The sequence below is a fragment of the Flavobacterium zubiriense genome, from assembly GCF_041729725.1.
Taxonomy (GTDB): Bacteria; Bacteroidota; Bacteroidia; order Flavobacteriales; family Flavobacteriaceae; genus Flavobacterium; species Flavobacterium zubiriense.
Genome location: NZ_JBCFQL010000001.1, coordinates 47945 through 69119, shown reverse-complemented (window position 1 = coordinate 69119; position 21175 = coordinate 47945). Strand labels below are relative to the sequence as shown.

Here is a 21175-nt window from a genome sequence, read left to right as displayed (position 1 = left end):
AACCATCAAAATATTTAATCTGTTTTTATATACTGTTGTAATCATTGAAATTTTCAGCTATCAACTAAAAACTATCAACCAACAACTTAAAAGTATCCTTGTTGTTTTCTTTTTTCCATTGCTGCTTCCGAACGTTTGTCGTCAATACGAGCTCCACGTTCAGAAATTGTAGATTGTCTAATCTCTCCAACTACTTCTGAAATTGTAGCAGCATAAGAATCTACTGCTGCTGTACAACTCATATCTCCAACAGTTCTAAAACGAACAATTCTTTCTTCAATAACCTCATCTTCATCTTGGAAAACAAAAGGAGAATGAGACCAAATCATACCATCTCTAATAAAAACTTTACGTTTGTGTGAAAAATAAATAGATGGAATTTCAATTTGCTCTTGTTCAATATAACTCCAAACATCTAATTCTGTCCAGTTTGAAATAGGAAACACACGTACGTTTTGTCCCAATTCAATTTTACCATTCAATAAATCAAACAACTCAGGACGTTGATTTTTCTCATCCCATTGACCGAAATCATCACGAACAGAGAAAATACGCTCTTTAGCTCTAGCTTTTTCTTCATCACGACGCGCTCCACCAATACAAGCATCAAATTTAAATTCTTCGATAGCATCTAAAAGTGTTGTAGTTTGCAAACTATTTCTACTTGCATAACGTCCTGTTTCTTCCACTACTTTTCCTTCGTCGATAGCATCTTGTACATTACGAACAATTAACTCCAAACCTAATTCTTTTACTAATCTATCTCTAAATTCGATAGTTTCAGGAAAGTTGTGTCCCGTGTCAACGTGCAACAATGGAAAAGGAATTTTAGCTGGAAAAAAAGCTTTTTGTGCTAATCTCACTAACGTAATTGAATCTTTTCCTCCTGAAAAAAGCAATACTGGCTTTTCAAATTGAGAAATAACTTCTCTGAATATGTAAATCGCTTCGCTTTCTAAAGCATTTGTTTTTAATACTGAACTCATTTTTTTAATTTAAAAATTGAAAGATTTAATGATTATAAAATTCTCCGAATTGTAAAATCTATCCTCTTTATTCTATTATCTTTTCTCTTAATTATTTTCCGTGTAATCCACACTCTTTATGGCTTTGTTCCCAATACCATCTTCCTGCTCTAATATCTTCTCCTTCGGCAATTGCTCTAGTACAAGGCGCACAACCAATACTTACGAATCCTTTTTTGTGTAAACTATTTTCTGGCACATTATTATCATCAATATATTTTTGAACTTCTTCTAAACTCCATTTCAACAATGGATTGAATTTTACGAGGTCAAAATTAGCATCGTATTCAAACAAATGCAAATCACTTCTGTTTTCTGATTGTTCTGCTCTTAATCCTGTTATCCAGATTTTATTTCCTGCCAATGCTTTTCTAAGAGGCACTACTTTACGGATAAAACAACATTCTTTTCTATTTTCCACTGACTCAAAAAAACTATTTGGCCCTTTTTTCTCTAACAATTCTTCAACTGCTTTTGCTTCTGGAAAATATACTTTAATTAGTATTTTGTATTTTTTTTGTGTTCTATGAAACACATCGTAGGTTTCCTGAAACAAACGACCGGTATCAAGGGTAAAAATAGTAATAGGCGCTTCACTCTTAGCAATAATCGCAGTAATCACCTGATCTTCCTGCCCAAAAGATGTCGAAAAAACTACCTTATCTTTATACTCACTAGCCAAAAAAGCAAAAGTTTCCTCCATAGAGAAATCCTTGGTTTTTTCTAATAATGTCTGAACTATAGCTGTACTCATTTTTATTTTTATTTATCACAAATCTATTACCCTATCGGTTTAGTAGATTACTCCGCAAAAGTAATACTTATTTCCAAATTACAAAACAATATATCAGTTTTTTTAACTTTAGAAAACAATAGCTATCAAGTCTTTATGTTTATGAAATAAAATCAATTAATTTTCTAACTCAAATTCCGTTTAGAATAAAGCTAAATGGAAATCTTCGGCAAATATAACTCTAATTTTTAAAATATTTATCTTAAACTCTACCTTGCCTATAGGATTATTATAAAATAATTGTATTTTTGCCAAAAAATGATATTATGGAATTTCAAATAGGATTAGTTATTGCAGGATTAGCAGTAGGTTTTATAGTAGGATTAACAGGTGTAGGAGGAGGCTCTTTAATGACTCCCATCTTATTATGGTTTGGTATTCCCCCAACTACAGCCGTTGGAACTGACTTATTGTATGCCGCTTACACTAAAATGGCTGGGGTATTTGTCCATAATAAAAAAAAGAATATCAATTGGAAAATTACAGGCTGGCTTTCATTAGGAAGCATTCCTGCTGCTCTATTAACCTTATGGATTCTTGACAATATAAAAACAGATATTACAACTATAAATGCTGTTATAAAATACAGTTTAGGATGGGCATTACTTTTTACTTCCATTGCCATTTTATTCAAAACAAAAATTGCTGCATTTTCTAAAAAGCACGCAGGAGATAAATTCCATCGTGAAAGTAAAACTCAAAATGTACTCACAATAGCTATCGGAATTATGCTTGGAGCAACTGTAACATTAACATCAATAGGAGCTGGAGCTTTAGGCACAGTCACTCTATTTTTCCTTTATCCGCTTTTACCAACACCTAAACTTGTGGGTACCGAAATTGCTCATGCTGTTCCTTTAACATTGGTTGCTGGATTAGGACATGCCTCAATGGGAAATCTAGATTATATGCTATTAGGACAATTATTAATGGGGTCTCTTCCAGGGATTTTCGTAGGAAGTATGTTAAGTGGAAAAATTCCTGACTTGTATTTAAGAAACGCCATAGCCATCATGTTATTTTTTGCAGGATACAAATTGATTTTCTAAAACAATAAACTAAACCACTATGGACTTAAAATAGATTTGGTTTGACAGACTAAAAGTCTGCAAGGTTGTAGCGCTTATTTACCACAAATTTGGATGTCATTATAAAAAAATATTTCGTAAAATTTTAAATAGCCTCAAAAGGTCTTTGTAAATAACATTGATGATTGTTCTTAGTTTTTGATTTATAAATTATGTAAATTTGCTTAACTTACCTTTTGAACAATGATTAAATTAAAAATTAAGAATTTTGGACCGATTAAAGATGGCTATCAAGATAATGATGGTTGGTTTGAGGTAAACAAAGTGACAGTATTTATTGGGAATCAAGGCTCAGGAAAAAGTACTCTGGCAAAGTTAATTTCTTCATTTATATGGTTAGAAAAAGCATTGGTGCGAGGCGATGTTAAAGCTAATTATATTTCCTATAATTACTTTATAGAACTTATTGAATTTCATAGAATAGAAAATTATTTATTTGCTGATACAAAGATTGAATATAAGGGCGTTTCGTACCATATTGTTTTTGCCGAAAACGCAGTTAATGCAATAAAACTAAAAAGTAAATCCGTCAAGCAACCTAAAATTATGTATGTTCCTGCAGAACGGAATTTTCTAAGTTCAATTACTAATATCAATAAGGTTTCTGACCTGATTGTGGGAAGTTTAAAAAATTATTCTGTTGAATTTCGTAATGCTCAAATTTCGCACAAAGGAAAACCAATTGAATTGCCTATAAACGACACTAAAGTTGTTTATGATCCAAAGGAAGATGAAAACTATCTCGAATTTGATGGGGGTAAGCGATTAAAACTTTCTGATGCGTCAAGTGGCTTTCACTCAATAGTACCATTATACTGGGTAACTAAATATTTGATTGAATTTGTAAAGCAAGGAGAAAAGAAATTATTGGAATCATTAAGCACAGATCAAACTATTCGTAGAAATAATGAATTAAAGGAGTTGAACAAGTTAGGGCTTGATGAAAAAACAATACGGACAAAAGAAAAAAGAATAAATGAAAAATATGTCAGTAGATACTTTGTCAATATTGTTGAAGAACCTGAACAGAATTTATTTCCAAGTTCACAAAGGTTGTTACTGAATAGTCTGTTAGCATACAACAACGGAAGTAATATGTTGATAATGACTACGCATAGCCCGTATTTGATAAATTATCTAGCATTGGCTGTTGAAGCAGATAAATTAAAAGATAAAGTTAAAAAATCATCTACTGAATTAAAAAATAGACTAGAGGAAATCGTCCCATTAAATTCTACGCTTCATGGAAATAATTTAGTTGTATATCAATTGGAAGAAACAAATGGTACAATTACTAAACTGGAAACTTACAAAGGACTTCCTTCAGACAAAAACTATTTGAACGATGTTCTTGCAGAGTCAAATGAACTTTTTTCTAACCTATTAGATATTGAAGACGAATTATGCCAATAAACTTCTTTTCAGCGCCTTGTAATAATCAAGTTGGTAACTGTCAAACCCAATCTATTCAATGTAATCTCCCTTTTTCTGATGATCGGTTTGGGATAAGTGATGCAAATGCAAATATACGCATCCCTGCAATTGTTTTGGTAGGTAACGAAAATCAATGGGATTTTACGATTGAAAATCCAAAAGGCATTGAAGTAAAATATAAAGCAATTGACTTTTGTGTGGATATTTTTAGGACTGGAACATATGATGTTAACGATGACAATAGCAATATTAATGAATTTTCTTCCGACAATGTAAATACAATTGATAGAGGAATAATAAAAAGGTGTGAAGGTTTTTTATATAAAGATGATGAGTGGATATTGTTTTTTGAAATTAAAAATCGTCCAAAAAGAGATTGGCTGATTGATGCAAGAAGAAAGTTTGAAGAAACCATCTTAAGTTTTAAAGAGCACCATCCAGACCTTTCCGATATAATTATTGAGCCAATTGTTTCAAATAAGTCATTCTTTCGTACCCATCAATCAGAGATGGTACAAAAGAAAATTTTAAAAGATAAAATAGGTGTCGAGTTAAAGATCCAAACTAGTTTTACTATAGATTAAAATAAAATTAAAAAACAATTCATTGCGTCAAAAACAATGAACTGTTTTTTTTTATTATCTGATAAAAATTACAGGGTTTGTGTGGCTAAAGACGATAATTATCTTCCAAACACTCTCATAATATCCGACTATCAAAAAAAGGATTTTCGTTCGAGTTATCAAAAGTTCTTAAAAAGCAATATCAGCCAAGGTATTGTTTTCTAAAATCATCAAGGTATTATCTCGCACTTCCATCATCAATTTGCGTACAGCGCATAGAGATTCATCGGTACAATCATCACAAGGTTCATAAAAATTATGACTCGCACAGGGCAACAAAGCAATAGGCCCTTCGAGAATGCGATACACCTTTGCCATATTAATATCCTTGGGGTCTTTGATTAAATAATAACCGCCGCCTTTTCCTTTTTTGGCACCTAGAAATCCAGAGTGTCGCAAAAGCAGCAAAATACTTTCCAGAAACTTAATCGAAATATTCTCAGACTTCGCAATATCAGCAATAGCCACAGGAGTTTGATCTTCCTGGCGAGCCAAAAAAGTCAAAGCTTTTATTCCGTATTTTGTTTTCTTTGAAAGCATTTTAAAGATATTAGATTTTTGATTGAAGATTAACGATTACTGATTTAACACCGTATTAATCTTTGGATGCAAACAAAAATATGTTTTTTGAACTAATAATCATAAAAAACGATTCTTGATATACCATAAAATTTGCAATCAAAAATCGTTAATCTACAATCTGAAATCCTTAAGAAAGCGCTTGCTCTAAATCCGCAATTACATCTTTTACCGTTTCTAAACCAACAGAAACGCGTACCAAACCTTCGCTAATTCCTACCGCTAATTTTTCCTCAACAGACAATTTACTGTGAGTAGTTGAAGCAGGATGTGTCACAATAGTTTTAGCGTCTCCAATATTGGCTGAAAGCGAACATAATTTTATTTTATCCAAAAATGCTCTACCAGCGTCAATACCTCCTTTGATTTCAAAAGCGATGATATTACCTCCTAAAAGCATTTGTTTTTTAGCAATCTCATATTTAGGATGGGATTTCAAGAAAGGATATTTCACACTATTTACATTAGGATGATTTTCTAAAAACTCTGCTACTTTCATTGCATTTTCACAATGTCTTTCTACACGAAGAGCTAAAGTCTCTATACTCTTAGACAACACCCAAGCATTGAATGGTGACATTGCTGGACCTGTATTTCGTGAAAAAAGATAAATTTGACGAATCAAATCCGCTTGACCAACCGCTACTCCACCTAAAACACGCCCTTGTCCATCCATCAATTTTGTAGCCGAATGAATAACAATGTGTGCTCCAAATTTAATTGGCTGCTGAATATACGGCGTTGCAAAACAGTTATCAATTATCAAAATCAAATTGTGTTTTTTAGCAATTTGACCTAATAATTCTAAATCAACTACGTCAACTCCTGGATTTGTAGGCGTTTCAGCATATAATATTTTAGTATTTGGTTTGATAAAACTCTCAATCGTTTCTGGTTGATTGATATCAAAATACGAAGTTGTGATATTCCATTTTGGGAAATAAGTCATAAACAACGCATGAGTCGAACCAAAAACACTTCCAGCGGATACAATATGATCACCCGAACTCAACAAAGCAGCAAAAGAAGAATAAATCGCAGCCATTCCAGTTGCAAAAGCATAACCTGCCTCAGCACCTTCCATAACACAAACTTTATCTACAAATTCAGTCGTGTTAGGATTAGAAAAACGGCTGTAAATATTACGTTCTTTTTCTTCCGTAAAAGAAGCTCTCATGTCCTCAGCGTCTTCAAAAACAAAGCTTGAAGACAAAAACAAAGGTGTTGAATGTTCTTGATAATGTGTTCTATCTATGTGTGTACGTATCGCTTGGGTTTCAAAACCAAATTCTTGTTCGTCCATTTTTTATTGTTTTCCTCTCCCCGACCCTCTCCAAAGGAGAGGGAGCCGAAACTGGAGAATTGTTATTAATTGTTAATTAAGCAAAAATATTTCTATTATTAAATTTTCGCTAATTCTACTCCATTCAAAATCACTTTATAGTGAATGGTAGCTGTAGGTTCTACTGTTTTAGAAACCGAGCAATATTTTTCGAAAGACAATTGTGCTGCTTTAGCCGCTTTGTCTTCTTTAATATTTCCTTCCAAAGAAAAAACCACATGAATATCTTTAAAAGGTTTTGCTTCACCTACTTGTACACGCTCTCCTTCAACCTCAGCTTTGAATGAAGTTATCTCCTGACGTTGTTTTTTTAGAATCGAAATCATATCAATTCCGCTGCAACCTGCAACACCCATCAAGACTAATTCCATTGGGCTTGGTCCCATATCATTTCCTCCAAAATCTGGACGTGCATCTACATTTACAATATGTCCTCTTTCATTTTTTAATTGAAAGTGAAAGTTTTCGTTTACTCTGTCTAATGTTATTTTCATTTTTTCCCCTCCCCAACCCTTTCGCCGCGGCGAAGAGGGAGTTAAGGCTGGAGGTTTGCCTTTTTTAAATTATTAACTAATTTTATTTTTGTGTCTGAACACTAAAAAACTGAACACTAATACTAAAAACTATCCTTTATCCGATAATCTCAAAATATCCCCAAAAACTCCTCTCGCTGTTACTGCAGATCCTGCTCCTGCTCCTTGAATTACAATTGGTCTGTCTCCGTAAGATTCAGTGTAAATTTCGAAGAAAGAATCCGAACCTTTTAATCCGCCTAAAGCCGTATCCGAAGGTACTGAAACTAATTTTACTTCTAGATTCCCTTTGTCATTTTGTAAATCGCCTGATAATTCACCAATGTATCGCAACACATGATTTGGTTCTTGTTCGCTTTTTATTTTGTCATAAATTGGATCGAATTCTTTCAATTTATTCAAGAAATCGGTAACGTTTCCTTCACGCAAATGCTCCGGAATTAGATTCTGAATTGCAATTTCTTCAAACTCATTTTGCAAATCCAATTCTCTCGCTAAAATCAATAATTTTCTACCTACGTCATTTCCACCTAAATCTTCTCTTGGGTCTGGCTCGGTATATCCGTTATCAATTGCTTCTTTCAAGATATCACTAAAAGGAACATCTTTTGCCGAAAAATTGTTGAATAAATAACTCAACGTTCCTGAGAAAACACCTTTAATCTTGGTAATATTCTCTCCCGAAAGATGTAATAATTTGATAGTATCAATTAATGGTAAACCTGCACCAACATTCGTTTCGTACAAATAACTCTTTTGGTTGTCAGTCAATACTTTTCTCAATTCTTTATAGAAACCATAACTCAATGTATTAGCCACTTTATTCGAAGAAATCAAATCGAACCCATTTTCAACCAAAGAGATATAATTTTCAACAAATGCAGTACTTGCCGTATTATCTACCGCAATTAAATTTTCTAAATGATGCTCATTTGCGTAAGCAATAATATCATCAATAGTATAAGAGAAACCGTTAGTCTGAATTTCATTAATCCAATTTGGTGTTACTCCATCTTTATTCAGTAAAACGCTTTTAGAATTTGCAATTGCAAAAACATTCAATTTAATATCTTTTCTTTTCTCGATAGCAATCGCCGATTCTAAAATTTGATTAATCAACGTTCCGCCTACTAATCCATGACCGAAAACAGCAATGTTGATTTTTTTAGCCACTCCAAAAATCTCTCCGTGAATAACATTTAATGCCTTATTCAATTCGGATTTTTTAAATACCAAACTCACATTTTTTCCTGTCACGGTGTTGTTGAACAAAATAGGCACAATTTTGTTGCGAATCAAAGCCGTATAGGGCTTATGAAACGTACTCAAATCTTGTCCAATAATCGAAATTACCGCAACATCATCAGTCACCGAAATTTTATTAACGTCTTTAGAATAGAAATCATTTTCGAATTCTTTTTCTAATTCAATCATGGCTTTTGTAGCCTGAGATTCGGCAACAACTAAACCAATTCCTCTTTCAGAAGAACCCTGAGAAATGATACTTACACTAATATCATTATCACCCATTACTTTAAAAATACGGGCATCTACTCCCGTTTTTCCTAATAAACCTCTACCTTCAAGATTTACTAAAGCTAAATTTTCTAAAACCGAAAGCGTTTTAATTCCTCCTGTTGTTGAAGTTGAAGTTATTAAAGTCCCTTCGTTTTCATGATTAAAAGTATTCAATATTCGTAATGGAATATTTTTTTCTAACAAAGGAATAATCGTTTTAGCATGCAAAATAGTTGCTCCAAAATTAGCCAACTCGTTCGCTTCGGTAAAAGTCAAATGGTCAATTTTCTTAGCATCAGCAACTAAATCTGGGTTGGCAGTATAAATTCCATCCACATGCGTGTAATTCTGAAGTTCCTCAGCATTTAGATAATTTGCTAATAAAGAAGCTGTATAATTACTTCCGTTTCGACCTAAAGTAGTGGTTACATTATTAGTATTAGAACCAATAAAACCGGTTACAACATTAACGGAAGCGCCATTTTCTTTAAAATACTGAATGACGTTTTTCTTCGAAATTTGCTCTAGCGGTTGTGCATCACCAAATTTGGAATCCGTTTTTAGGAAAATCCTGGAATCAGCAAATTGGGCATTAATCCCTTTATCGATTAAAATTGCTGTCAATAATTTTGCTGAAAGCAGCTCTCCAACAGAAAGAATTTGATCTTTAATTTTAGCACTATAATCGCCAATTAAGCTTACTCCTTCGAATAATTTATCCAAAATAGAGAATTCTTCAGATAAATCTACTGTCGAATAAATATCTTGCTGGTATTTCTTAAATTCTTCAAGTAAGGTTTTGTAATCTGCATTTTTAGCGGCTACGCTAAGAATTTCTTCTAATTCATCGGTTGCTTTTCCACGTGCCGAAACCACAATAGCAATTTCTTCTCCATTGTTTACTTTATCAGCTACTATAGAAACAACTTTATTGATTCCTTCACCATTCGACAAAGATTTTCCTCCAAATTTTAATATTTTCATCTCAATTATATTTTTGTATTGCAACTAAAAATAGGAGCAAGTAAGTTGTTTAATTGTTCGTACTCCATCAAGAAAGCATCGTGTCCATGGATGGATTCTATTTCTTTATAAAAAACATTCACATTATGCTTTTTTAATTCTTGAAAAGTATCTTTATTTTCTTTTGCGGTAAAAAACAAATCTGAATTTATACCAATGATGTGAATCGAGGCTTCAATTTTAGAAGCAAATACCTCAAACGAATCGCTATTTCTGGTTACATCAATTGTTTTAAGCAATTGATTCATCATTTTATAAGAAGCCAACTGAAAGCGTTTTTGTAATTTTTTACCGTGGTGAAGCAACCAACTTTCGATATTAAATATAGCTAATTCTTCATTAATGGTTCGGTCAAATTTTAATTTGAAAGATTCCGGAGTTCTGTAACACAGCATCGCATGAATTCTTGCATCTTCAATTGGATTACAGGAATTTTTCAAAATTTGCTCTTGCAAAAAACAATTCGCAATCAACCAATCGGTCGATTTCCAATCGGTTGCAATAGGAATTACGTTTAAAGCTAATTTTGGTTCCAAGGCAATCATTTCCCATGCAATTCCTCCGCCTACTGATCCGCCGATAATAGCATATAGTTGTCGAATTTTAAGTTGTTTTACTCCCGCAATAAATAGTTTTGCAACGTCTCTGGCAGTAAAATCAAAATAGTTTTCTACAACAGTACCGTCATATCCGTTTCCTGGAATATTAAAGGCTAAAATACTGTATTTATTAGTGTCAATAGTTTTGTTATCTCCAATTAAATCATTCCACCATCCAGTTGCACCAATAACCTGAGAGTTTCCGGTCAACGCATGATTAACTAAAACAATAGGAGCTGTATGCAACGTTAAACCAAAAAGTTGATAACTTAAATTGATAACAGGATAATGTACACCACTTTCGGTAGTGAAATTTTGTATTATAATGGGATTGGGATTCTTTTCCAATTTCAAATCTTTAAATAGGATTGATGATGGAAATATTAGAAAGAAAGCTAGAAGAAGTAAAGCTTTATTGTTGTTATCTTTTCCGCTATAGCGGATAGAATGTAGCACCTTCTTCGTTTGCAAAGGGTTGCTAAGCTTTCAATGGGTCTATTCCCTCGAGCTTTCTTTATAACATTTCAATACGTTTATGAACTTAAAGGCACAAAGTAACTACTATTTTTTCAAACAAACAAATTTTGCTGATTTAGTTTTAAACCAACAAGTATATAATAAACAAACGCAAGTCATCACTGAACACAAAATCCAGAAATCACCTGCGTTTGAAACCTATATTTACAAAACTATATTTAGATAAACAGTGTTTCATTTTCTTTAGAATACATCAAAAACGTTAATGAATCAGATGCTTTCTTTTGATCTTTAAGATCCACATCTGCGTTGATACCAAATCTATTATTTGTCAACTCTTCCCTATTCTCTTTCTCTGTACCGTTATTAGCCCTTATATCTCTTATAAAGTCTAATGCTCTTGTAATCAATCTTCTTGTGTTCATGGTGTTTAAATTTAATTAATTCGACTTATTCTTATTTGTTATTTGTTTTATTTTTATTTTTTCTTTCTAAATAAAAAAACCCTTTTGGTTTGTGTACCAAAAGGGTTTATACTATATAAACGATTCTTTTGGGTATCAACAGACTATAGTCTTTGCACATAGCATAGAGACTGTAAATTGTTTATTTTTCTTAATATTAATAATAATCATTTTTCTGTTTGTTTTTTTTATTATTTGTTTTAACAAAAAAGCCTCCTGATGTATCAGGAGGCTTTTGCTATATTTTAGTCTTATTTGAATAAAAAATTAAGCTATCGCACTCCTGCGGATTTCCTTAGTTTGTACCATCGATTTTTTACAAATAATAAAATTCATTTCTTTTTTTTATTTAGAGTCACAAAGATATAAATTTTTCTTTATCACTCGTTATTTTTTCAAAAAAATTAAAGCTAAAAACACTAATTAACAGTTCATTGTGTTTTTTAACATTAAATTTAAATTCTAATCTAAAAAACAAATCAAACAAGAGCTTTTTTGCCAAGATAATTAAAAAATTAACTCCATTCCACTCTTCTGATTTGATACTTCAAAGATATAGCTGAAAACACAATTAAACATTAATTCTGTTTTAAATTAATGTTATTATAAGACGTCAAAAACCGCTTTCAAATCGGCTTTCAAATCGTTGATATCTTCAAGTCCAACTGACAATCGAATTAAATCTTTTGATACACCTGAAGCCAATTGTTGTTCTTCTGATAATTGTTGGTGTGTTGTACTCGCAGGATGAATAACCAACGATTTTGTATCACCAATATTAGCCAGCAACGAAAACAGTTTGGTTTCGTCGGCTACTTTTTTAGCTGCATCAAAACCACCTTTTAGTCCAAAAGTCAACAATCCGCTTTGTCCTTTTGGCAAATATTCCTGTGCTAAATCATAATATTTACTTGATTTCAATCCTGGATAATTTACCCAAGCCACCTGATCTTGAGATTCCAACCATTGTGCTAATTCCAAAGCATTTTCACTGTGTCTTTGAATACGAACAGACAAAGTTTCTAAGCCCTGAATAATCTGAAATGCGTTAAACGGACTCAAAGCCGCTCCGTAATCACGTAATCCTTCAATTCTAACTTTTGCAATAAATGCTGCAGCTCCCAAAGCTTCGTGGTAAACTAAGCCATGATAACCCGCATTTGGTTCTGTAAATTCAGGAAAACGACCACTACTCCAGTCAAATGTTCCCGCATCAACAATAGCACCACCTAACGAAGTTCCGTTTCCAGCAATATACTTTGTCAAAGAATGAATCACAATATTAGCCCCATGTTCTATTGGGCGTAACAAAGCTGGGGAAGCAACTGTATTATCAACCACTAGAGGTACTTTTAAAGCTTTCGCTTCAACCGAAATTGCTTTCAAATCTAAAACATCTAATTTTGGATTCCCTAAACTTTCCACAAAAAACAATTTTGTATTGGCAGTAGCCGCACTGGTAAAATTAGCCGCATCGGTAGGGTCAACAAAAGTAGTTGTAATCCCTAATCGAGGTAAAGTTGAATTAAACAAATTGAACGTCCCTCCGTACAAACTGCTAGAAGCCACAATATGATCTCCTGTTTTAAGTATAGCTAACAAAGCTGTAAAAATTGCAGCTGTTCCCGAAGCAGTAACTACGGCTGCAATCCCTCCTTCTAAAGCTGCTAAACGCTGTTCTAAAATATCATTAGTTGGATTGTTTAATCGGGTATAAATATAACCTGGCTCAGCAAGACCAAATAAATTAGCCGCATGTTCTGAATTATTGAACACATAAGAAGATGTTTGGTAAATAGGAACAGCTCTGGTTCCAGCATGTTTTGTTACGTCATGCCCTGCATGTAGCGCGTTAGTTTCAAATTTTAATGTACTCATGTCTATATTTGTTTATGATTAATTATTTCCAAAAAAAAACCTCCCAATTTCTCGGGAGGCTATGCTAAATTTATATTTAAGTTTAAGCAATAGTGTACCCGCAGATCATACCCTGTTTCTTGTTACACATTATCACTTTATCTGCTTTCATTTTTTTATAAAAAAATTTTCGAATCAAATTTACGTAAGTAATTTTTTAAATTCCAAATTTTTTAAAATAAATTAACACTTTTGAATCAAGCTTTTTTTCTTTAAAAAAATTAGCTGAGATTAATTTACATTTCAAAAATGGTTTCATACCTTTGCACCTCAAAATACAAGAGGAAAAATTTGAACTGATTGCAACCTCTTCATAATGAAACGAATTCATTGTGAGTGCTGAAAAATTTTCAGTAGAAAAAAATGCTAAAGCAGAAACTCTCCTTTAGTCCTTTTTGCAATTATTTTTTTCCTCGCTTAATATTTAAAAATTATATATTATGGCCTATTTATTTACGTCAGAATCTGTGAGCGAAGGACATCCAGACAAAATTGCGGATCAAATTTCAGACGCATTAATTGATAATTTTCTAGCTTTTGATGCGGATTCAAAAGTAGCTTGTGAGACCTTAGTAACTACTGGTCAGGTTATTTTAGCTGGAGAAGTAAAATCGAATACTTATTTAGATGTTCAACAAATTGCTCGTGATGTAATCAAAAAAATTGGATACACTAAAAGTGAATACATGTTTGAAGCAAATTCTTGTGGAATTCTTTCAGCCATTCACGAACAATCAGCAGATATTAATCAAGGAGTTGACAGAAAAAATCCGGAAGAACAAGGTGCTGGTGATCAAGGAATGATGTTTGGTTATGCAACTAACGAAACCGAAAACTACATGCCTTTAGCTCTTGATTTGTCTCACAAACTTTTAAAAGAATTAGCGGCATTAAGACGTGAAAATAATGAAATTACTTATTTACGACCAGATGCAAAATCTCAGGTGACTTTAGAATACAGTGATGACAACACACCTATACGTATTGACGCCATTGTAATTTCTACACAACATGATGATTTTGAAGAAGAAGCAGTAATGCTTGCAAAAATCAAAAAAGACATTATCGAAATTTTGATTCCAAGAATCATTGCTAAGAATCCAACTCACGCCCATTTATTCAACAATAAAATTAACTACCATATTAACCCAACAGGGAAATTTGTAATCGGTGGACCTCACGGTGATACTGGACTTACTGGTAGAAAAATTATTGTAGATACTTACGGTGGAAAAGGAGCTCACGGTGGTGGTGCATTTTCTGGAAAAGACCCAAGCAAAGTAGATAGAAGTGCTGCTTATGCCACACGTCATATTGCTAAAAACCTAGTTGCTGCTGGTGTAGCAGACGAGATTTTAGTTCAAGTTTCTTATGCTATTGGTGTTGCTCAACCAATGGGTATTTTTATTGATACTTACGGAACTTCAAAAGTGAATTTAACCAATGGAGAAATCGCTAAGAAAGTAGAGGCTATTTTTGATATGCGTCCGTATTTCATCGAACAACGTTTAAAATTAAGAAATCCTATTTACAGCGAAACAGCGGCTTACGGACACATGGGACGTACTCCTGAAGTGGTTACAAAAACTTTTTCGGCTCCAGGAGGTGAAGAAAAAACAGTAACGGTTGAATTGTTTACTTGGGAAAAATTAGATTATGTTGACCAAATCAAAACAGCATTCGGATTATAACATCAATTATTACCATTATAGTAAAGGCTGTCTTTTAGACAGCCTTTTTTTTGTAGGATTATTTTTTGTTACTTAGTAAAAAAAACACCTTATGGCTTCATTTCCTTCTTTTCAAAAAATAATCCAAGAAACACAGCGTACCTTTTTACGATTTCCACTCGAAATCCTTATTACCATTACAGGTACCATTTGCGCAATTTATGTTACTAATGAAACCAATCGAGATACAGAAGAGTTGTTTACGAAAATCATTATGGGATGCTCGTTGTGCCTTGTATTGTTCTTATCAATTACTTTGTATTCTTTAAATGATAAAAAAAATTCTTATATCCGATTTATCAGTAGTTTCATTTCAGGTGCTTTAATTTTTGTGTTTATATTTCAATTCTCCGAGCGTATCAAGGAGTTTGAAACCTATCAATTTCTATCACTTAATTTAGCATTACATTTACTGGTATCTTTTGCAGCATTTATTAATAAAAAATATGACGAAGGCACTTTTTGGGAATTTAACAAGCAACTTTTCCTTAGAATCTTAACTTCAACTTTGTACAGCATTGTTATCTATGCTGGACTTTCATTTGCTTTATTAGCCACTCATCATTTATTTAATGTCGATTATTACAATGAAATTTACCTTGATTTATTTTTCGTGATTTTTGGAATTTTCAATACCGTGTTTTTCCTTTCCGGCATTCCTGAAACAAACAATATCAATGTACCATTACACTTAAACTACCCGATTGCTTTAAAAAAATTCACTCAGTTTGTACTTATCCCTTTAATAAGTATCTATTTCTTGATTTTATTATCCTATGAAATAAAAATTATTGCACTATTCTCTTTACCTGTAGGATGGGTTTCTAATTTGATTTTAGTTTTTGCCATTTTTGGAATTCTTTCTTTATTATTAATTCACCCTATTGCAAATGACAAAGGGAATGTATGGATGCGTACCTTTCATAAATGGTTTTATTATTTATTAGTTCCTTTGATCGGACTTTTATTTTGGGCCATTTTATACAGAATTAATCTTTATGGATTTACACATGAACGTTATTATGTATTAGTATTATCGATCTGGCTGACTATTTTAACGGTGTATTTTATTTTCAAAAAAGAACCTCAAATAAAATTCATACCTATTAGTATGTGCCTGATTGCTATGTTGACCATTTTAGGTCCGCAAAGTGCCGATTCAGTTTCAAAAAGAAGCCAGTTAAATCGTTTTCAGGATTATATTACGAGACAAAAATCTACTTTAACTATTGAAGAAGAAAAAGACTTAAGCAGCATCGTAAGCTTTATTAACAAAAATTATGGTATCAAAGAATTAATTCCTTTCTCTAATAAATTAGCGTTATTAACTAAAAAAGACAAAGTTCCAGGCGATTCTCAAATCATGGAAGCCCTGGGCTATTCTTATCGCGGGAGATACTACAATGAAAATGATAAAAAAGAGAATTTTTATTATAGTCATTACAATCCTGACAGAATGAATATTGAAAAAATTCAGGGATATGATTTAGCTTTCGAAATTAGCGATAACAATAATTCAAACTGCGAAAATTGTTTAGACGTAAACGGAAAAAAATATTCAATCAACTACAGTAAAAAGGATTACGGGATTGAATTAAAAATCAATAATGATACCATACCACTTCAAATAAACAATTTTATTCTACAAAACAAAGCATTGCTTAATGATAATCATAAAAAACTCACTCAAACAGTTACCACAAAAAACTATGAGATTCAATTGAATTATCAATCACTAGACGGAGAAAACAAAGACGATAAAATAATTCTAAACTGGTTCTCTATAAATGTTTTATTAAAAATGAAGTAAAAAAAGATGAAGTTACATCCCGAAAACAGTGGAATTTTCAATAAAAATCTGTTTTTCAATCAGAATAATTTAGTTTAAAAAAAAGAGTGCCAAAGTTGAAAATTTACCTATTTTTACAACTCAAGAAGTATTTAAAATTAAAATCGTAACACCGTAATGCACATAGCAGTAGCAGGAAATATAGGATCAGGAAAAACCACATTAACGGCTTTGCTATCCAAACACTTTAAATGGGAACCGCATTATGAAGATGTAGTAGACAACCCTTATTTAGATGATTTTTACCATCAAATGGAACGTTGGTCTTTCAACCTTCAAATCTATTTCCTGAACAGTCGTTTTCGTCAAGTGATTCAAATTCGCGAAAGCGGAAAAAAAGTAATTCAGGACCGCACCATTTATGAAGATGCTTATATCTTTGCGCCCAATCTTTACGCCATGGGATTAATGACGAACCGTGATTTTCAGAATTATTCAAGTCTTTTTGAGTTGATGGAGTCTACGGTTAAAGCGCCTGATTTGTTAATTTATTTAAGAAGTTCCATTCCAAATTTAGTGGGACAAATCCACAAACGAGGACGCGAATATGAAAACTCTATTTCTATTGATTATCTGAGCCGTCTGAACGAACGCTACGAAGCCTGGATCCACACATACAACAAAGGAAAATTATTAATTATAGATGTCGATAAAATTAATTTTGTTGACAATCCCGAAGATTTAGGAAATATTATTGAACGAATTAATGCCGAATTAAACGGATTATTTTAAAAAAGAAGCCGCTTCAAAAATTTGAAGCGGCTTCTTGCATAATTTACTATTTTTAAATAGTATACTACAACTCACTATACCATTTGGTAATTTCGTCTTTAGTCTTACCTATTTTTTGTTGAATTTTTCCGAACATTTCGTCCTCTTTTCCTTCTTCATACAACAAATCATCATCTGTAAGATCAGCATACTTTTGTTTTAATTTTCCTTTAATTTCGTTCCAATTCCCTTTGATTTCAGTACTATTCATAATTTCTAAAATTTAAATTAATATTTATTTTTGATCAATATATTGACGCAACATCCACGATTTTTCTTCATGCTTTTGTAGTAGCCCTGTTAAAAAATCAGCAGTACCATAATCGTCAGTTTCTTCAACTTCCTTGATAAAATCTCTCAGTTGTTTTAAAACGGCTTCATGATCTGACAAAAGCTCTTTAAGCATTTCTTTTTGATCTACAGCTTTGGGATTTTCCTTAAGAATAGAATGATCGATAAACTCTTGCATTGTACCAATGGCTTTTCCGCCAAGTTTACTAATACGTTCGGCTACTTCATCTATCTCTTGCTCCAATGCTGTGTATTGAGCTTCAAACAATTTGTGCAACTCCATAAAACTATTTCCTGAAACATTCCAGTGAAATTTTCTTGTTTTTGTATAAAGCAACATTTCATTTGCTAATACCGTTGTTAAACAATTAATACTAGACTCCAGCTCTTTTTTTGTGATTCCAATTTTTGGTTCCATAATAGTATGCTTTTTGTTATTTATATTTGTTCTTTACAAAGATATCATACAAACAAAGCTATCATCTTACACAGTTTTTTAAGATTGTTATAGAATTCCAATTTATCGTGTTTTTTTACGCTTTTTAGAACATCAATTTTTATAGTCACAAAAAAATGCCTCGCAATTGCGAGGCATTTTTACTTATTACATTTTAAAATATTACTTCAAAGCATCAATTTTTGCCTGAACTTCTTCAACTGTTCCTTCAAAACTTTGAACATCAACTTTTCCATTTGATGTAGTGGTAATAGTAGCTTTTACTTTTCCATTAACATTTATTTTCTCAATAGTAACTTCTTTAGAAATAGCATCAATAGTTGTTAAACCAGTATGTGCATGATGCTCGCAGTTTTTATTCGTACAGCCTTTGGCTATACATTCCTCCTCTGACATAGAAGTACAAGTTCCCATTGTTGTACAACATGTAGCCGTTGTGGCAATAGTATGACTTCCATTACCTAAAATTGGAGCAATAACTAAACCTATCAAGCAAGTCAGCTTAATCAAAATATTCATTGAAGGTCCAGAAGTATCTTTAAAAGGATCACCTACCGTATCCCCAGTAACTGCTGCTTTGTGTGCATCCGAACCTTTGTAAGTCATCTCTCCATTAATTAAAACTCCAGCTTCAAAAGATTTCTTAGCATTATCCCATGCACCTCCGGCATTGTTTTGGAAAACAGCCCACAGCACTCCCGAAACCGTAACTCCAGCCATATAACCGCCAAGCATTTCAGCAATTAACTGATTGTTATCTCCGTAAACTAATTTTCCTAAAAGCACAATCGCAATTGGAAAACCAATAGTCAAAATCCCAGGTAACATCATTTCGCGTAAAGCGGCTTTTGTCGAAATCTCTACACATTTGCCATATTCTGGTTTTCCAGTTCCTTCCATAATTCCCGGAATTTCCTTGAATTGACGACGCACTTCATAGACCATATCCATCGCAGCCTTTCCAACAGAATTCATAGCTAAAGCCGAAAAAACGACAGGAATCATTCCGCCCACAAACAACATTGCCAATACAGGAGCTTTAAAAATATTAATTCCATCAATTCCAGTAAAAGTTACATAAGCAGCAAATAAAGCTAATGAAGTCAATGCCGCTGAAGCTATTGCAAATCCTTTTCCAGTTGCAGCGGTAGTATTTCCAACAGAATCTAGAATATCAGTTCTTGTACGTACTTCTTTTGGTAATTCGCTCATTTCAGCAATTCCACCTGCGTTATCTGATATTGGTCCAAAAGCATCAATAGCTAATTGCATTGCTGTTGTTGCCATCATTGCCGAAGCCGCTAAAGCCACTCCGTAAAAACCAGCCAAAGCATAAGAAGACCAAATTGCTGCTGCAAATAATAAAACAGTTGGAAAAGTAGAAATCATTCCAGTTGCTAAACCTGCAATAACGTTAGTTCCCGCTCCTGTTGCCGATTTTTGTACAATAGCCAACACTGGTTTTGTACCAAGTCCTGTATAATATTCAGTTACTGAAGAAATAGCACCACCCACAATCAAACCTATAATGGTAGCATAAAAAACTCTCATAGAAGAAATATTTTGTATCCCTTCTTCAAAAAACTCCATTTTCATCATTTCTGGCAACATATATTGCACTAAAAAGTAACAACTTACGGCCGTTAAAATAATAGAAACCCAATTTCCTTTGTTTAATGCTTTTTGTACTTGAGCTTCTTTGGCATTATCATCCGAAATTTTTACCAACATGGTTCCAATAATAGAAAATAAAATTCCGAAACCAGCAATTGCCATTGGTAATAAAATAGGTCCAATTCCTCCAAAAGCATCCTGAATGTTTCCGCCCATATCTTTTATTACATAATTCCCCAAAACCATGGCCGCCAAAACCGTTGCTACGTAAGAGCCAAATAAATCGGCACCCATACCAGCAACATCACCCACATTATCCCCAACATTATCAGCAATAGTAGCTGGATTACGTGGATCATCTTCGGGAATGCCTGCTTCAACTTTACCCACTAAATCAGCACCTACATCGGCAGCTTTAGTATAAATTCCGCCACCAACACGAGCAAACAAAGCGATAGACTCTGCTCCTAAAGAAAATCCTGCAAGTGTTTCCAGCACAACTGTCATTCCTTCAGTATCTGTCCAAACGCCTCCCATAAAAACCTGAAAAAAGAAAATAAAAAACCCTGTCAAACCTAGTACAGCTAATCCTGCAACTCCTAACCCCATGACTGTTCCTCCTCCAAAAGAAACCTTAAGTGCCTGAGGCAAACTAGTCCGAGCCGCCTGTGTGGTCCTCACATTGGTTTTAGTGGCAATTCTCATCCCCATGTTTCCAGCTAAAGCCGAAAAGAAAGCGCCAAAAATAAATGCAATTACTATTAATAAATGTGTTTTAACTCCTGGCAAAAAAGTAATTCCCGCCAGTACAATGCTTGCTAAAATTACAAAGATGGTTAACAATCGGTATTCCGCCTTGAGAAAAGCAAGTGCTCCCTCATAAATGTGTTCGGATATGGTTGCCATCTTACCATCTCCAGCATCTTGTTTTAGAACCCAGGTTCTTTTAATTGACATAAACAGCAGTCCAATAATTGCCATAACTATTGGCAAATAAATCATAAATTCGTTCATAAATTCATTTGGTTAAGGTTAATAATCAACAGTA

General features: G+C 33.1%; 18 protein-coding genes and 1 riboswitch. Of the genes, 6 read left to right on the top strand and 12 right to left on the bottom strand.

Annotation, left to right across the window (positions count from 1 at the left end; genetic code table 11):
• Nucleotides 1-86: 86 nt before the first annotated feature.
• Both cysD and AAGV28_RS00295 read right to left on the bottom strand, forming a co-directional pair.
• Complete coding sequence (gene cysD, locus AAGV28_RS00300) at nt 87-986, bottom strand: sulfate adenylyltransferase subunit CysD (RefSeq protein WP_373404853.1); 900 nt, start codon at nt 984-986, stop codon at nt 87-89.
• Nucleotides 987-1077: 91 nt separating this feature from the next.
• The gene (locus AAGV28_RS00295; protein ID WP_373404852.1) at nt 1078-1779 is read right to left on the bottom strand and encodes a phosphoadenylyl-sulfate reductase; all 702 of its coding nucleotides are present in this window, start codon (nt 1777-1779) and stop codon (nt 1078-1080) included.
• A 305-nt stretch (nt 1780-2084) separates the two neighbouring features.
• Here AAGV28_RS00295 and AAGV28_RS00290 point away from each other — a divergent pair, with 305 nt between their 5' ends.
• From AAGV28_RS00290 to AAGV28_RS00280, 3 genes are all read left to right on the top strand, one after another.
• On the top strand, nt 2085-2867 hold the full coding sequence (locus tag AAGV28_RS00290; protein WP_373404851.1) for a sulfite exporter TauE/SafE family protein: 783 nt from the start codon (nt 2085-2087) through the stop codon (nt 2865-2867).
• Nucleotides 2868-3089: 222 nt separating this feature from the next.
• Nucleotides 3090-4319 carry an ATP-binding protein gene (locus tag AAGV28_RS00285; RefSeq protein WP_373404850.1) on the top strand — a complete coding sequence of 410 codons (1230 nt, stop codon included), beginning with the start codon at nt 3090-3092 and terminating at the stop codon, nt 4317-4319.
• Nucleotides 4310-4924: a hypothetical protein gene (locus AAGV28_RS00280; RefSeq protein WP_373404849.1), complete on the top strand. Its 615-nt coding sequence runs from the start codon at nt 4310-4312 to the stop codon at nt 4922-4924. Before AAGV28_RS00285 ends, AAGV28_RS00280 begins: the two co-directional genes overlap by 10 nt.
• A gap of 168 nt (nt 4925-5092) precedes the next feature.
• On the opposite strand, the gene AAGV28_RS00275 is transcribed toward AAGV28_RS00280, so the two are convergent.
• The 7 genes from AAGV28_RS00275 to AAGV28_RS00245 form a co-directional block, all read right to left on the bottom strand.
• Entirely contained in the window at nt 5093-5503 is a 411-nt protein-coding gene (locus AAGV28_RS00275; protein ID WP_373404848.1) for an RrF2 family transcriptional regulator, read from the bottom strand.
• 169 nt (nt 5504-5672) lie between these two features.
• A complete protein-coding gene (locus AAGV28_RS00270) occupies nt 5673-6845 on the bottom strand; it encodes a trans-sulfuration enzyme family protein (RefSeq protein WP_373404847.1) in 1173 nt (390 codons plus the stop codon).
• A 98-nt stretch (nt 6846-6943) separates the two neighbouring features.
• Nucleotides 6944-7378, bottom strand: coding sequence for an OsmC family protein (locus tag AAGV28_RS00265; protein ID WP_035662433.1), 435 nt, complete (start codon nt 7376-7378; stop codon nt 6944-6946).
• Between the two features lie 129 nt (nt 7379-7507).
• Nucleotides 7508-9919 (bottom strand): bifunctional aspartate kinase/homoserine dehydrogenase I, encoded by a 2412-nt coding sequence (gene thrA, locus AAGV28_RS00260; RefSeq protein WP_373404846.1) that lies wholly within the window; start codon nt 9917-9919, stop codon nt 7508-7510.
• A 5-nt stretch (nt 9920-9924) separates the two neighbouring features.
• On the bottom strand, nt 9925-10905 hold the full coding sequence (locus AAGV28_RS00255; RefSeq protein ID WP_373404845.1) for an alpha/beta fold hydrolase: 981 nt from the start codon (nt 10903-10905) through the stop codon (nt 9925-9927).
• 70 nt (nt 10906-10975) lie between these two features.
• Nucleotides 10976-11080: riboswitch (SAM riboswitch) on the bottom strand.
• A 172-nt stretch (nt 11081-11252) separates the two neighbouring features.
• Nucleotides 11253-11459: a hypothetical protein gene (locus AAGV28_RS00250; protein WP_373404844.1), complete on the bottom strand. Its 207-nt coding sequence runs from the start codon at nt 11457-11459 to the stop codon at nt 11253-11255.
• A gap of 642 nt (nt 11460-12101) precedes the next feature.
• A complete protein-coding gene (locus AAGV28_RS00245; RefSeq protein ID WP_373404843.1) occupies nt 12102-13376 on the bottom strand; it encodes an O-acetylhomoserine aminocarboxypropyltransferase/cysteine synthase family protein in 1275 nt (424 codons plus the stop codon).
• Between the two features lie 479 nt (nt 13377-13855).
• Between AAGV28_RS00245 and metK the strand changes: the two genes are divergently transcribed.
• From metK to AAGV28_RS00230, 3 genes are all read left to right on the top strand, one after another.
• On the top strand, nt 13856-15106 hold the full coding sequence (gene metK, locus AAGV28_RS00240) for a methionine adenosyltransferase (protein WP_373404842.1): 1251 nt from the start codon (nt 13856-13858) through the stop codon (nt 15104-15106).
• Nucleotides 15107-15197: 91 nt separating this feature from the next.
• Nucleotides 15198-16955, top strand: a complete 1758-nt coding sequence (locus AAGV28_RS00235) for a DUF4153 domain-containing protein (protein WP_373404841.1) — start codon at nt 15198-15200, stop codon at nt 16953-16955.
• A 156-nt stretch (nt 16956-17111) separates the two neighbouring features.
• Nucleotides 17112-17726 carry a deoxynucleoside kinase gene (locus AAGV28_RS00230; protein ID WP_373390039.1) on the top strand — a complete coding sequence of 205 codons (615 nt, stop codon included), beginning with the start codon at nt 17112-17114 and terminating at the stop codon, nt 17724-17726.
• Nucleotides 17727-17790: 64 nt separating this feature from the next.
• On the opposite strand, the gene AAGV28_RS00225 is transcribed toward AAGV28_RS00230, so the two are convergent.
• The 3 genes from AAGV28_RS00225 to AAGV28_RS00215 form a co-directional block, all read right to left on the bottom strand.
• A complete protein-coding gene (locus tag AAGV28_RS00225) occupies nt 17791-17976 on the bottom strand; it encodes a CsbD family protein (RefSeq protein ID WP_373404840.1) in 186 nt (61 codons plus the stop codon).
• Nucleotides 17977-18000: 24 nt separating this feature from the next.
• Nucleotides 18001-18474, bottom strand: a complete 474-nt coding sequence (locus tag AAGV28_RS00220; RefSeq protein WP_373404839.1) for a Dps family protein — start codon at nt 18472-18474, stop codon at nt 18001-18003.
• A 201-nt stretch (nt 18475-18675) separates the two neighbouring features.
• Nucleotides 18676-21141: a sodium-translocating pyrophosphatase gene (locus AAGV28_RS00215; RefSeq protein ID WP_373404838.1), complete on the bottom strand. Its 2466-nt coding sequence runs from the start codon at nt 21139-21141 to the stop codon at nt 18676-18678.
• Nucleotides 21142-21175 lie beyond the last annotated feature (34 nt).